Below are 13485 nucleotides of genomic sequence, written 5' to 3'. Positions count from 1 at the left end.
TTCTCATTAAGGTGGCCAATTTAGACATATTGAAGTTATCAGCGGTCTAACTTTGGCAGGCCTGATTTCGCTAAGATTTCGTTAACTTTTTTTAATTTTTCGGGAAAAAATTCTCTACCTCTTAGCTTATTAAGCTCTTTGTTCACAACGACAGTTACTCCCTTAGAATTTTTAAATTCGCTTGTTTTCATGATGTGTATGTTTATTTTCTTGTCAATAAATATACTTCGTACTGTTCGCCAACGATAAATTGTTCCCAATATCCCTTGCAGTTGTATCCAAATATAACGAAATCCTTAACAATTTCAGCCAGGTTGTTAGCTATGCCCATTTGGTATAAGCGTGTTCTGGCTTTTGTGCTTCCCGTTGCCGTAATCCACGCTTCTGGATATTTTTCGGTAAAAGTGTATATTGTTGCTGCTACCGTAGCCAAGACCTTTTTACTGTCGCCATTATTCGTGTTCGAAAGGTCATCCAAAGTATCAGTCATCGGATCATAATCGCCAAAAGCAAGATTATAGACGTTTTCAACATTGGTATCTGAAAAAATAACACTTTTCCGGACTAAGCCTTTGGGACCCTCACTAATAAATTGATATATTAAAAAGGTGTCATCAGCTTCGCTGAGATATTTGTTATGCTTCATTTATAGTGTGTTCTTAAATTCCCGACAAAGCTAACAATTACAATGAATATTCCCCGAAGTTGTATTCACTTTTGCTTTTTCCGTCAAACCAAGTAAGTTTACAGCGTCCAATTTCCCGAGTAAGCTGTTAATGCGTCGTCAACATTCGTCGGCACTTATAATGCTGCGTACACCAATGAACGGTGTCGTAACTACCGTAATGGTTTGAACACCATTGCCTTACTCGGGTTGGACAACGGCAAGTGCGGCACCGTTTTTTGCAACACAAAACGTCCAATAAAGAGTAAGATGCACACATCAAAAATCCAAGAATCCCACCAAAGCGCAGCCGAAGAACTGCTGAGCAACTATCTAAATCAAGATGTTGACCTGATCGAAATCGAACGGATGCTCAATGAAATGCTCCGACATTATCTCCGACCAACGGATGAATGGAACCTCAGCCGCAAGTATGCGTTGCTCGCACTGGATACGAGCGAGGTGCTTACGCGGTTGTTGAAGGAAATTGGGGATTATGGGAAAAGCTGTAAGAGCGAAGCTTAGGCAAAAGAAAAGACGCATTCGAAGATGCGTCTTTTCTTTGATATTTATTTCTTCCTTAATTTACTAAGATCCGGCACTCCGGCTTGTGCTAAAATGTCGTTTGCCTTTTTAAGCTTTTCAGGAAAAAGGTTTCGCCCTTCAAACTTTTTTAATGAGTTGTCTATAATGATTTCTGGTCCCTTTGTCTTTTTCATAGTGTCTATTTTTATGATAGTGATATTAAAAAAATACTCACCCCCGCAAAGCCTCAATCCCTTTCACATCCTTCACCAATTCCTTCCCTAACACCCTATTCCCACCTTTCGTAATCACCAAATTATCCTCCATCCTAATCCCCGTAAAATCCCTGAACTGCTCCAATTTCCCATAATCAATAAAATCAGAAAGCTTATTCTCAGCTTTCCAGCGGTCAATTAAAGTCGGAATAAAGTACAGCCCGGGCTCGACGGTAATTACGAAGCCAGCTTCGAGGGCGCGGCCCAGGCGGAGGGATTTCCAGCCGAAGGCGGTGGCTTTGATGAGATCTTCGGTGTAGCCTACGTATTGTTCGCCGAGGTTTTCCATGTCGTGGACGTCGAGGCCCATCATGTGGCCGAGGCCGCATTGGAAAACGAGCGTGTGTACGTCATTTGCTAGTGCTTCCTGCGGGTCGCCTTTGATGATGCCTATTGATTTCAGGCCTTCCAGTAATTTCGTGGATGCTAATGCGTGGACGTCTTTGAACAAAACGCCTGGTTTGCAGGCTTCAATGGCTATAAGCTGTGCATGGAGCACGATTTCGTACATTTCTTTTTGAATGCTGCTGAATTGCTTTCCCGCCGGAATGGTGCGCGTGAGGTCGCCGCAGTAATGCATGGCGGTTTCGGCTCCGGCGTCGCATAGTGCCATTTGGCCGTCGCTGATGATGCGGTCGCGGGCGTGTGTGTGCAGTGTTTCTCCGTTCACGGTCAGGATGATCGGGTAGGAGATGTCGCCGCCTTGAGCGATGGCGATGCTTTGTAATCTTCCTGCAATGGCTTTTTCCGTCATGCCCGGGCGCGTGGTGCGGATAAAATCCAAATGCATGTCAATGGACGTGTTGACGGCTTTTTCGATCTCGGCAATTTCCTCAGGCGATTTGTAAGAACGCATTGAAACAATGGCTTTGATCAGCTTGACGGAAGCGCGTTGCGTTGCTTCGGCAGGGGCAATGTGGAGCCATTCCTGCAACTGCAATGTATGCTCGCCGCGGTAAGGAGGCAGAAAATGCACTTCCTGTTTCCGGTTCTGAACGTCACGCAAATAGCCCGAAAGTGCCGAAAGCGGTTTCACTTGCGTAACGCCAATTTTGGCAGCCTTTTCAACAAGCGGCTCCTGGTAACCGGTCCAGACAATGTCATCAATGGTAAGTTCATCGCCAAAAATGATTTCCTGATCATTATCAATGTCAATAACCGCATGGATCGAAGCCGTGTCCAGCCCGAAATAATACAGAAAAGTGCTATCCTGGCGAAATGGATAAACATTATCCTTGTAATTCATCCCCGACTCATCATTGCCGAGCAGAAGAATCAGGCCGCTCCCCACTTTCTGTTTCAAAGTCTGGCGGCGTTGTATGTAGGTTTCTTTTGAGAACATGGTCATAATGTTAAACAAAAAAATCCTGCTCACCAACAGAGTCGGGAGCAGGAGCTTATTACCTAACCTTGTTTAAAGTTTTTGTTAATAGCCTGGGTTTTGTTTCAGGTTTGTGTTTTTGTCCAGCTCCGTTTGCGGGATCGGGAACAGGGCGCGTTGCTGGGCGTTGGGGCGGTGGTTGAACCATTTTTTGGTTTCGTATATACCAAACCGTATCAAGTCCTGGCGGCGGTGGGCTTCTGCTGCGAATTCCCAGCCGAGCTCATCCAAAAAGCGTCCGAATTTCACATCGTCTCCGCCCTGGCGCTCTGTAATCGTGCCGTCTGTGGCTTGGTAACCGTAATTGTAGCGACTGCCTTTTGCCAAATCTGCCGCAGTTACGGTTGCTTTTGCAGGGTTGGCTTTGAATGCGCGTTTGCGGACTTCCGTTACGATGGTTGCTGCTTCGGCGGCTTTGCCGGTGCGCAAAAGCGCTTCCGCTTTAATCATCATCACATCAGCATAGCGAAGCAATGGGAAATCGTTGTCCAGACTGCCCGTTGCGTTCGGCTTGATTTTGTATTTTCCAATCCGGTAACCGTCTGTTGAAGCCGTTTTTTCAATGCTTGGGACAGTTTTGGAATAAGTAATGACCACTGCGCCGGTTGTTGCGTTCTTTTGCGGGCCCATTACCCAGGTGTCTGCAAGTCGGCTGTCTTCGGCGTCATAAGTGTCGATAAATTGTGGCACGGCGCAGTTTCCGCCCCATGGACCTGCATTCATCGGATACACGGTGCGGCTCAATGGGTCGAGCGTTTTCATGTGGATCTGGTTGCCGGTTCCGTAAATTTCATCGTAAGGAATCGCGAAAATGATCTCTTTGGAATTGAAATTGGTCCAGGTGAAAACATCCGAATAATTGGCATCCAGCACATATTTGCCGCTTTTGATCACATCGTCAGCTTGCGCAATGGCCTTTTCCCATTCCGGCGTGCCGGTGTAAACCTGCGCATTCAGATATATTTTTGCCAAAAGCGCTTTTGCGCCCCAGCGGTTCAGCTGACCGTAAGTTGTCGAAGCATTTTCGCTCAGGTTAGGCATCACTTCAAGCAACTCTTTTACCACAAAATCATACACTTCCTTGCGCGTATTTTGCTTTGGTAAATTAATATCCTTGAAATCAGTTACAATCGGCACATTGCCGTGGTTGTCCAGCAAAAGATAGTAAGCCAATGCACGCACGGCTCTCAATTCGGCTTCCACTTCCACTTTGCCTGCGGTCAACGGGATTTCGCCTTCTGCAATTTGGGATAAAACCCTGTTTGCCGTGGTAATGCTGCGAAATGAGCTTTGCCATGCATTTTCGGGCTGCCATTGCAGGGAAGTCCAGGTGTGCTGGTGCATCCTGCGATAGGTTCCGCCATCGTCCCAGCCATTCGGTCGGACGGGCGTTACGATGGCGTCGGCTGCTTCTTCCTGCAAGTCAAAATAGCCCTGCCAGCCTAACATTAACCCGCGAAGGGACGAATAAACGGGCGCTACGATCGCTGGAAGGTCTTTTTCGGTGGGTTGGTAAGTGCTCGACAACACTTCTGAATAAACCTGTTCTTCGAGGTCGGTGCAGGAGTAGAGCGTGGCCGCACCCATCATGGATGCGAGGACGATGCATATTTTACTTTTATTAATCATTGTTTCAAAAAGTTTGCTGTGGATCAGAATGTTACACTAAGGCCTGCTGTGAATGTCCGGGTCGTCGGATATTTGTCGCGCTGGTCACTTCCCGGGGCAAAACCCGTCATGTCTACGCCTTCCGGGTCAACGCCGGTGTAGGCGGTGATCGTCGCCAGGTTAAGGCCCGAAACGAAGATGCGGGCGTTTTTCAAACCTTTCAAAGTAGGCAGCATATAGCCGAATGTGACGTTGTCAATTTTCCAGTAATCGCCTTTTTCAATGTAATTGGAAACATAAACAAGCTCATTATTAAGCACTTTGCCGTCGATCGGATCGTACGCCGTTTTCAGCATATTATAAGCCTTGTTTCTTGTGTTGTTATAAAACATGCTCTGGAAGTTTAGAATGTCGAATCCAAACGCGCCGCGCATGTTAACAGCCAGGTCAAAGTTTTTGTAACGAACCGAGTTGTTCCAGCCTACATTGTGCTTTGGAATTCCATTTCCATAATACTGGCGGTCTTCCGGTGTCGCATTAGCAATAGGAATCACCTCGCCATCTTTGTTTTCAACCATCCAGGCGCCTTTTTCATCAATGCCTACACTTTTCCAGACAAAAAACCGTCCGATCGGCTCGCCCACTTTTACGCGGTGCGTCGAAACCTGGATCGGTTCGCCGGTGTAACCTGCGTCAAAAAAGTCATTATCCGCTTCAAACTGGTCGTTGGAAAGACTTACGAGCTTGTTCCGGTTTGTAGAATAGGTGAATCCGGTGTTCCATTGGAAGTTAGCAGTCTGAACAGGCACAATGTTCAAAAGCACTTCCATGCCCTCGTTTTTCATCGTTCCTGCATTGATTAACATTGAACCGATCAGGTAAGGAGGCACGGGAACGGGGAAATTGTAAAGCAAATCCTTCACTTTACGGCTGTAAAAATCCAGCGAACCATTGATCCTGTTTTTCAGGAAACCAAAGTCCACACCCGCATTAACCTCTTCTTTTTTCTCCCAACGCAGATCCGGGTTGAAGTTACGCGCCGGCACGAAACCCGGAACCCATTTTCCACCGATAAATGCACCTTCTGTCCGTGTAAAATTGTAGCTGATCTGTGACAAATAAGGATCACCCGCAATGGTTCCGGTCACACCGATTCCCGCTCTCAACTTAATTTCAGAAACCCCCGAAAGCCCTTCCATAAAACGCTCCTTGCTGATTCTCCAACCCACAGAAGCCGCAGGGAATGTTCCCCACTGATTGTTAATCCCAAAACGGGAAGAACCTTCACGACGCACGCTGGCCATGAAAAGATATTTCTCGTCCATGCTGTAAGTCAAACGGCCAAAGAAACCGGCTAACTGCCATTTGTTCTTCGTGCTCGACATGCCTGCTTGTCCTTTTTGCAAAGCACCGCCCGCGCCGAGGTTGTTCCAATCGTATGCATCCGTTGGGAAATCCCAGTTACTTGCACTGAAATCCTCATAAGTCGCATCCTGCCAGCTGTATCCGCCTAGCAATGTAAAACGGTGCTTACCAAATGATTTGGCATAATTTCCGGTAAATTCCAGTAGGTTTTCGTTGTTTGCACTCGTGCTTCTGAATGCCGTTGCATTTTGGTTGCTAAGGCGTGTTGCCGTGTGGTTGAATGTTGTCGAGCCACCTTCCAGATTGCTGTTTTGAACATTAGAAACCAATAATTTGAAATTCAAATCGGTTATCGGCGCATAATCCAGACTTCCGCTCATCCGCATTTCTTTAAACTTCGCTTCATAGTTGGATTCGTTCAAAAGGGAAACCGGATTTTCGTAAAAGTAACCGTCCCTTTCCTGCCATGCACCCGTTTCGGTTCTCACATTGTCCGTCGGGTTGCGGATCATGGCCTGGCGGTAAGCGTAACCGTAAGCAGCATCATTATCAGCTGGCGAAACGGCTCCGTTGGACGACGTAATGCGATTAATGATCTGAATGTTCGTTTTCAATTTATTATCAAACATAGCGTGGTTCAGATCGGCGCGGCCTGTAAAACGGTTTTGACCAGATCTCAAAAAGATCCCTTCCCAGTTCCTGTAATTCACAGAACCCGTGAAATTTGTCGTGCTGTTTCCACCGAAAAATGTCAGGTTATGGTTATGGCTAACAGGTTTTTGCATGATTTCGTCAAGCCAGTCTGTGTTGCCACCGTAATCCGTGTAATCAATGCCTTCGCCGATTTTCTGACGATAATCGTCGCCGGTAAGCAGTTTCGGCCTGCGCGCAATGGTTTGAATGTTCACGTAATTGGAATATTCCACCGTCGAGCGCGTGTTATTGCCGCGGTTCTTGCGGGTTGTGATGAGGATTACACCGCCTGTTGCGCGTGTTCCGTAAATCGCAGCCGCAGATCCATCTTTCAAAACATCCACAGATTCAATGTCTTCCGGCGCAACCGTGTTCAGACCGCCGGGAATTCCGTCGATTAAAATCAACGGGTTTGACGTTCCGTTGATGGAGTTGATCCCGCGAAGGTTGATCTGGGTGTTGGAAGTTGGCGAGCCGCTGGGCGTTGTGATTCGCAAGCCGGCCACTTTTCCCTGGATCAATTGCGCAGCATCGCGAACCGTTCCTTTGACAAAATCCTCGCGCTTAATGCTCGCAACCGAACTCGTAATGTCGCCCTTTTTCTGGGTTCCGTAACCGATTACGACCACTTCCGTAAGCTGCTTCTGGTCCGACGCCATTTCAATGTTGAAATCGTTTTGGGTGCCTACCGCAACTTCCTGGCTGGTGTAACCAATGTAGCTCAAAATCAGCGTTGCATCCTCAGGAACAGTCATTTTGAATTTTCCTTCGGCGTCCGTTGCAGTTCCTATAGTGTTATTTCCTTTTACAATAATGGTCACACCCGGGAGTGGATTTTTGTCTTCCGCTGAAACCACTTTTCCGGTAATCTGGCGATCGGCTGCCTGTGCATGGGTCGGCAGGACGAGCAGCATCGCTACGCTGCAAAGCAGGTAACAGGCCACTTCCTGAATAAGTCTGGATAATTGTTTATTCATGTGTCAAAAGTTAGATGGTGATAAAATTTTAGTTAGCTGGGTTACTTGGCTTCTTTATTGGACGGGGTCAACGTGACCCGTTCGACTCAACTTTCATAATTCCATTCATAATCCGCCAATGCCCCGGCACGGTGCACAAAAAAGGATAATCGCCGGGCTTATCGGGGGCAATGAAAACAAGCGTTGTGCTTCCTTCCGGACTGATCAATTCAGTGGAATGAAGGATTTCAGGCATTTTTGGAATGTAGTTCAATTCAATGGCATTGCTTTCACGCGCCAGCAGATCCGCAGCGGCGCCCACTTTTTCCAGACTTCCCGGAGCAGCAATAAGCAGGTTATGCTGCATAAAATCAGGATTAGTGAAGCGTATTGAGACTTTTTGACCCGGTTTTACGGTAAATGTCTTTTTGTCAAATTTCATTTCATGCTCAATCACTTTCAGGTTGATCGTCACCGGCGTTCCTTTGCCCTTTCCAATCGCTTCCGGCTTGCTGACCGGCGTTGCTGCGGCCACTTTTTTCCCTGATTTATCTTTTGAAACCTGGTTCAGTTGCATTGTGCTTTTCACATCCAGCCAGCCTCTTAACCTGAAATTTTCTGGATAATCGCCCACCCGGTTTTCGTCGCGCAAGTCGCGGCCCAGGCGGATGTCGTCGGGGTTGAATGGTTTGGTAAAAAGTGATGCAGCTTTGCCCTTAACGGGTGTTTCATCTTCGATTGCCAATGTTATTTCACCGCCTTCGGATAATGTTGCCACGGCATTGAAGCGCTCCGCAGGCAATGTTTGGTTGGAATGAATGTCATAAGCTTTGCCGTCCTGTTTGATCAGCCAATGCAATTTTCCCTCATTCATATAAAGACTGTAACCGTTCTCCTTGTTGCCTTGCGAGGCCACAACGCCCGATAATGCTTCGTCGGCTTTGGTAATAATAGCCTTAATGGTGATTTCTTTGTTGGTAATGTCCGGCGGGAAAATCGGTGGCGACCAGAGATTGAGCACATAAGTTTCCTGCACCAATGCGCGCTCGATGCGTGCGGTTAATGTGGAATCTTTCAGCTTTGCAGCTGCATTTTTAAAGCCTGCTTCATGCTTAATAACACCTGAGAAAATGGCCTGCTGCAAATATTCATCCGCCGCATTCTCTGAATCCTGACCGGCCAGATAAAGCATTTTGCCAATTTCCTCGGAAGCCGGCAAATCCGTCAATGCTTGAATCGCGGCAAGTCGCACTTTCAGATCAGGATCGTTCAAAGAATTCGTCCATTTCAATGCAGAAAGCGCTTTATCGTTTCTTGGCAAAAGCTTCACTGCATTCTTGCGAACGCCCGCAGCCGGATGCCGCACCGCGCGAACCAGCGTGTGGTAAGCCTCCTCATTCGAACCATCCAGCGCACCCAATCCCTGCAATGTCCAAAGCGCATGCACGGCCGGACTATTCAAGCCAATTTCATCCACAGACTGATCATTAACCAGCTTAATTAATTCAGGAACCAATGTTTTATGCTGCGCTTCCACGATCAATCTTTGTGCCGTAGTGCGCCAGAACATGTTGTCATTTTTCAATGCTGCCAAAAGTCCGGTGGGGTCATTTTTATCCAGTTTTACTGGTTGATAAGGTTTCGCATTCTTATAAACGACCCTGTATATACGTCCATGCTTGTTATCCCGCAACGGATTGATGTATGCATTGCCTTTTCCGTTTTCAAAACCGCGCGGCGTGGGGTTGTGCTGAATGATGAAACTATACCAATCCGCAACCCAAACGGCGCCATCCGGCCCCACTTCCGCATGAACCGGCGAGAACCATTCGTCTGAGCTCGCCAGCAAATTGAAACCATTTTTCTCCTTATAACCCGCGCCATTTGGTTTCAGCATGGCCTGATAAAGCAAGCGGCCCGTCGGTTCGCAGACAAATGCGGTTGCGTTCCAATATTGTTTTGGGAAATTTCGGGCTGTGTAAAGATTGTGACCCGCTGCCGCCGTAAAGCCGCCATGAAAATCGACCTGACGCAATGCAGGCGTCATATAATTCATATCATAATGCGAATCGAGCTTGTAAACGGTGTTACCAGAACCGTCCGGAACGGAGCGTTTTACATATTCCAATGGCATCGCGAAATGTCCGCTGTAATTGCCGTTGGCCGTTGAAATAAACACTTCGAAATCTTCCGAAAAACCTAATCCCCAAGTATTATTGGAAGTCCGGCCAATGTATTCCAGGTTTTTGCCGTCGACATCAAATGTATAAATGCCCTGACTGAAATTGACCGGCTTATCATTTACCGTCCCGCGATAACCCGCATAACCCAGCACGCCCCAGATCTTGTTATCCAAGCCATATTTCAAATTCGACGGCCCGGCGTGCGTATCGCTTTTGCCCCAGCCGCTGATGATGTTTTCGCGAATGTCGGCTTTGTCGTCGCCGTTGGTGTCTTTGAGAAAAATGAAATGCGGGGCTTGCGCTACGATGATGCCGCCGTTGGCAAATGTAATGCTGGTCGGAATGTTCAGGCCGTCTGCAAAAACGGTAAACTTATCGGCCTTGCCGTCGCCGTTGGTGTCTTCGCAAATCTTGATCCGGTCCTTTCCCGTTCCGTCTTCCGCTCTGATCTCGTTGGGATAATCTTCCGTTTCAATGATCCACAAGCGGCCTTTTTCGTCCCAGGCCATCGCGATGGGTTTTACAATGTCCGGCTCGGAAGCGAATAATTGTAAATCAAAATCAACCGGAACCTGGATCAATTTTGCCGATTCGGCAGGTGAAAGCGGCAGCTGGAACTTAGGAGCCGGATCACGTTTTTCGTAATTCGGAACGTCGGCGTCCTTGAATTCGGGCGTAGGCAATTTCAGACTTGCATAGGCGGCTTTTGCTTCATCATTTACTGCCCACAACACACCATTTAACACCAGATCGTGAAATCCTTTTTGTTTCCAGGTGCGCTCGTCGTGGCCATATGCGGTGTAAAACACCCGGCCTTTTCCCTGCGTCCGCACCCAGGTCCAAGGCTCGCGATGCGTCCCTTCCACACGTTCCTGCAAAATGTTAATGTCTGGATTAATTTTGGCATGCACATAAGTTTCGTCCCGGGTTTCAAACTCTTTCAAACCCGCCATCACCGGATGGTTTGGCTGCGTAATAGGCGCCGTGAATGTGCCATATTTATGCGTGCTAAACTGCGCACCGACTGCTTTGATATACCAATCTGAATTTTGAAAGCAGAATGAAGCCGCATGCAAAGGGATCAACGCTTTACCGCCTTCCACAAAATCTTTCATTGCCGTTTCTTGCGCCGGTGAGATCACATTATGGTTGGCATAGATCATTAAGCCATCATATTTCGCCAGATTCTCAGCATTCAAAGCATTTAAATCCGAAGTGTAAGTCAGGTTAATGCCTTTTTGGAACAACGGATGTGCCAGCATCGGGAAGAATTTTTCCGAATAATGGTGCTTGCTGTCATGCCCCAGAAACAGGATTTCAATGCGCCGTCCTTCGCTGGACTTTACTTGAACGGCCGTTCCAGATTTCCATGTACAGCTGTTGATGAAGATGAAGCAGGTGAGTAAAAGCAGTAATTTTTTCATTATAAAAGGGCAAAGTTTTCCTGTTTGGATTATTGCAATTTTTGCAATCCATTACACCGTTTCCGGGCTGACGTCTGTTATGTGTTACTGTGGCGTTAGGTCTGTTTTATTCCTGCTCGGAGGCGTTACCCCCAATAATTTGTTTACAAAAAAGTCCCTCTTTTTCCTTCTTCCATAAGTCCCGCCGTCGCTGTGGCCCATGCCCGGCACCACCAGCAATTCAAAATCTTTATTTGATTTAATCAATGCATCCGCAACCCGGTAAGTCGATTCCGGTGGCACATTCGTGTCCGCTTCGCCCACGATCAGCAGCAAGTCGCCCTGCAATTTGGCCGCATTGGTAATGTTGGATTGTTCGTCGTAATGCTTGCCCACGGGGTAACCCATCCATTGCTCGTTCCACCATTGTTTGTCCACACGATTATCATGACAGCCGCATGCCGAAACCGCCGCATCGTAAAAACTGGGGTGAAAAAGCAATGCGCCGAGTGAATTCTGGCCACCGGCAGATGTGCCGTAAACGCCCACACGAGACGAATCCACATAAGCATATTGTGCGGCTAATGCCTTCATCCAGGCGATCCGATCAGGAAAACCGGCGTCTGCCAGATTTTTCCAGCACATATCGTGGAATGCTTTCGAGCGGTTAGCCGTGCCCATGCCGTCCATTTGCACGACGATAAATCCAAGCTCAGCAAGGCTCTGCATTTCACCATAATAACGGAATGCCTTGGGCACGAACGAATCCTGGGGACCCGCATAAATGTTCTCGATAATCGGATATTTCTTGGTTGGATCGAACTTGCTCGGGCGATACACAATGCCCCAGATATCGGTTTGACCATCGCGGCCTTTTGCCTTAAAAATCTCCGGTAACTTAAAGCCCAGCGACAAATATTGCGAAATGTCGGCCTCTTCCAACTTGGTAACCAATGAGCCGTCCGCCGTTTTCCGCAGCTCGGAAACCGGCGGGCTCATCATCGTTGAGTATGTATCAATGTAGTAAGTGCGGTCGGGCGAAAAAGTGAGCTGGTGCGTTGCTTTGGCATGATCGGTCAATTTTACGAGGCCGCTGCCGTCGAATTTGATTCTATAATAATGAACGTGATAAGGATCTTCATCCGCATTCATGCCGCTCGCCCGAAACCACACTTCGCGTTTCTGTGTATCAATGCTGTCAATGTCGCGAACCACCCAGTTGCCTTTTGTGATCGGGTTTTTGATCTTGCCAGAAAGCTCATCCACCAGATATAAATGTCGCCAGCCGTCTTTTTCCGAAGACCAGATTATTTCGTGCTTTTCGGGTTGGTAATGCGTATAAATGAGGTTTTGGTAAATAAATGTCTCCGTTTTTTCATCAATCACATTCCGCGTTTCGCCCGTCGCCGCATCCACATCGATCACCCGGAAACGCTGGTGCCCGCGGTCCACTTTTTCGTAAGTAAAATGCGTGTTATCGCCATGCCGCCAGCGAATCACCGGCGCTTCAAAAAAGTCGATAATGTCTGATTTAACTTTGGTAACCTGCTTGTTCTCAACATTCACCACGAACATTTCGTAAGACGTAAATTCATCGCCCGGCTGCGCATAACCGCGCGTTTTCACCTCGCCCCGCGTCGTGTTCGGCAGGGAAGACATAATGATGCTTATCTGCCTTTCTTCGTGCGGTGTAATGCGGTAAGCAACCAGATATTTTCCATCCGGCGACCAGCTCAGCTCGCCAAAGGGTTTCAGCGGATTTCCCTCGAATGTGAGCTGCTGAGCGTCTTTTTCTTCTTTTTTGGTTAAATAAATATTCCCGTTTCTAATGATAGCGGTCAACTTTTTATCCGGCGAAATGCTGTCCGCCCGGAACGGCCTCCAGCGACTTCTTGCCCGCGTCCAGCCTATTTCTTTGGGACGTTCGAGCGGCAGTTTTTCAAGCTTTTTTGCGGTTTTTGTTTTGGTGTTAAATGCAAACCATTTGCCCGTTGTCTGTACAAAAAGGGTCTGGTTTTTTGGGTCTGAATAAATTTCGCTGAGCAGCAATTTGTCAGTAGATAATGTCGAATCCAGTGCTTTTGAAAGTGCCCCTGCAAGTTCTTTTTTATCGAGCGGACTCGTCTTTTTACCCGTTGCCGTGTTGACAAAAATGTACTCGGTAAGGCTGTCTTTTAATACATTTCTATACCAGAATGAATGTCCGTCGGGCTGCCAGGTTGGCTGGATTGAGGCTTTCAAAACTGTGCCTTTCGTCACCGAGTCCATGCGCTCCATGTGCTTGTAGGAAGCACTGATTTCAGAAGCATCAGGATGATAAGGGGCCAATGCAGGCTGCTGAGCCATACTTTTATGAGAAAGTAAGGAAAGCAGGGAGCCGGCAAGGACGGTCAGCAGTTGAAGCTTTTGACTGGTAAATTGCGCCATACTAG

Annotated in this window: 9 protein-coding genes; 1 reads left to right on the top strand and 8 read right to left on the bottom strand. The window is 47.6% G+C overall.

Features of this window, described 5'->3' with window-relative positions:
- Positions 1–38: 38 nt before the first annotated feature.
- A complete protein-coding gene (locus B5X68_RS29000; RefSeq protein WP_170916710.1) occupies positions 39–191 on the bottom strand; it encodes a hypothetical protein in 153 nt (50 codons plus the stop codon).
- An 11-nt stretch (positions 192–202) separates the two neighbouring features.
- Complete coding sequence (locus B5X68_RS22770) at positions 203–646, bottom strand: DUF6934 family protein (protein WP_082217063.1); 444 nt, start codon at positions 644–646, stop codon at positions 203–205.
- 288 nt (positions 647–934) lie between these two features.
- On the opposite strand from B5X68_RS22770, the gene B5X68_RS22765 reads away from it, so the two are divergent.
- Positions 935–1189 carry a hypothetical protein gene (locus tag B5X68_RS22765; protein ID WP_082217062.1) on the top strand — a complete coding sequence of 85 codons (255 nt, stop codon included), beginning with the start codon at positions 935–937 and terminating at the stop codon, positions 1187–1189.
- 44 nt (positions 1190–1233) lie between these two features.
- On the opposite strand, the gene B5X68_RS28995 is transcribed toward B5X68_RS22765, so the two are convergent.
- The 6 genes from B5X68_RS28995 to B5X68_RS22740 form a co-directional block, all read right to left on the bottom strand.
- The gene (locus B5X68_RS28995; protein ID WP_170916709.1) at positions 1234–1383 is read right to left on the bottom strand and encodes a hypothetical protein; all 150 of its coding nucleotides are present in this window, start codon (positions 1381–1383) and stop codon (positions 1234–1236) included.
- 37 nt (positions 1384–1420) lie between these two features.
- Positions 1421–2806 carry an aminopeptidase P family protein gene (locus B5X68_RS22760; protein ID WP_082217192.1) on the bottom strand — a complete coding sequence of 462 codons (1386 nt, stop codon included), beginning with the start codon at positions 2804–2806 and terminating at the stop codon, positions 1421–1423.
- Between the two features lie 84 nt (positions 2807–2890).
- A complete protein-coding gene (locus B5X68_RS22755; protein WP_082217061.1) occupies positions 2891–4474 on the bottom strand; it encodes a RagB/SusD family nutrient uptake outer membrane protein in 1584 nt (527 codons plus the stop codon).
- A 23-nt stretch (positions 4475–4497) separates the two neighbouring features.
- Positions 4498–7488, bottom strand: a complete 2991-nt coding sequence (locus B5X68_RS22750) for a SusC/RagA family TonB-linked outer membrane protein (RefSeq protein WP_082217060.1) — start codon at positions 7486–7488, stop codon at positions 4498–4500.
- A 67-nt stretch (positions 7489–7555) separates the two neighbouring features.
- Positions 7556–11074 carry a PVC-type heme-binding CxxCH protein gene (locus B5X68_RS22745; protein WP_082217059.1) on the bottom strand — a complete coding sequence of 1173 codons (3519 nt, stop codon included), beginning with the start codon at positions 11072–11074 and terminating at the stop codon, positions 7556–7558.
- Between the two features lie 84 nt (positions 11075–11158).
- Positions 11159–13480 (bottom strand): S9 family peptidase, encoded by a 2322-nt coding sequence (locus tag B5X68_RS22740; RefSeq protein ID WP_082217058.1) that lies wholly within the window; start codon positions 13478–13480, stop codon positions 11159–11161.
- Positions 13481–13485: the final 5 nt, after the last annotated feature.

This window comes from Dyadobacter psychrophilus, assembly GCF_900167945.1.
Lineage (GTDB): Bacteria > Bacteroidota > Bacteroidia > Cytophagales > Spirosomataceae > Dyadobacter > Dyadobacter psychrophilus.
This window is presented reverse-complemented; position numbering and strand designations above follow the sequence as displayed.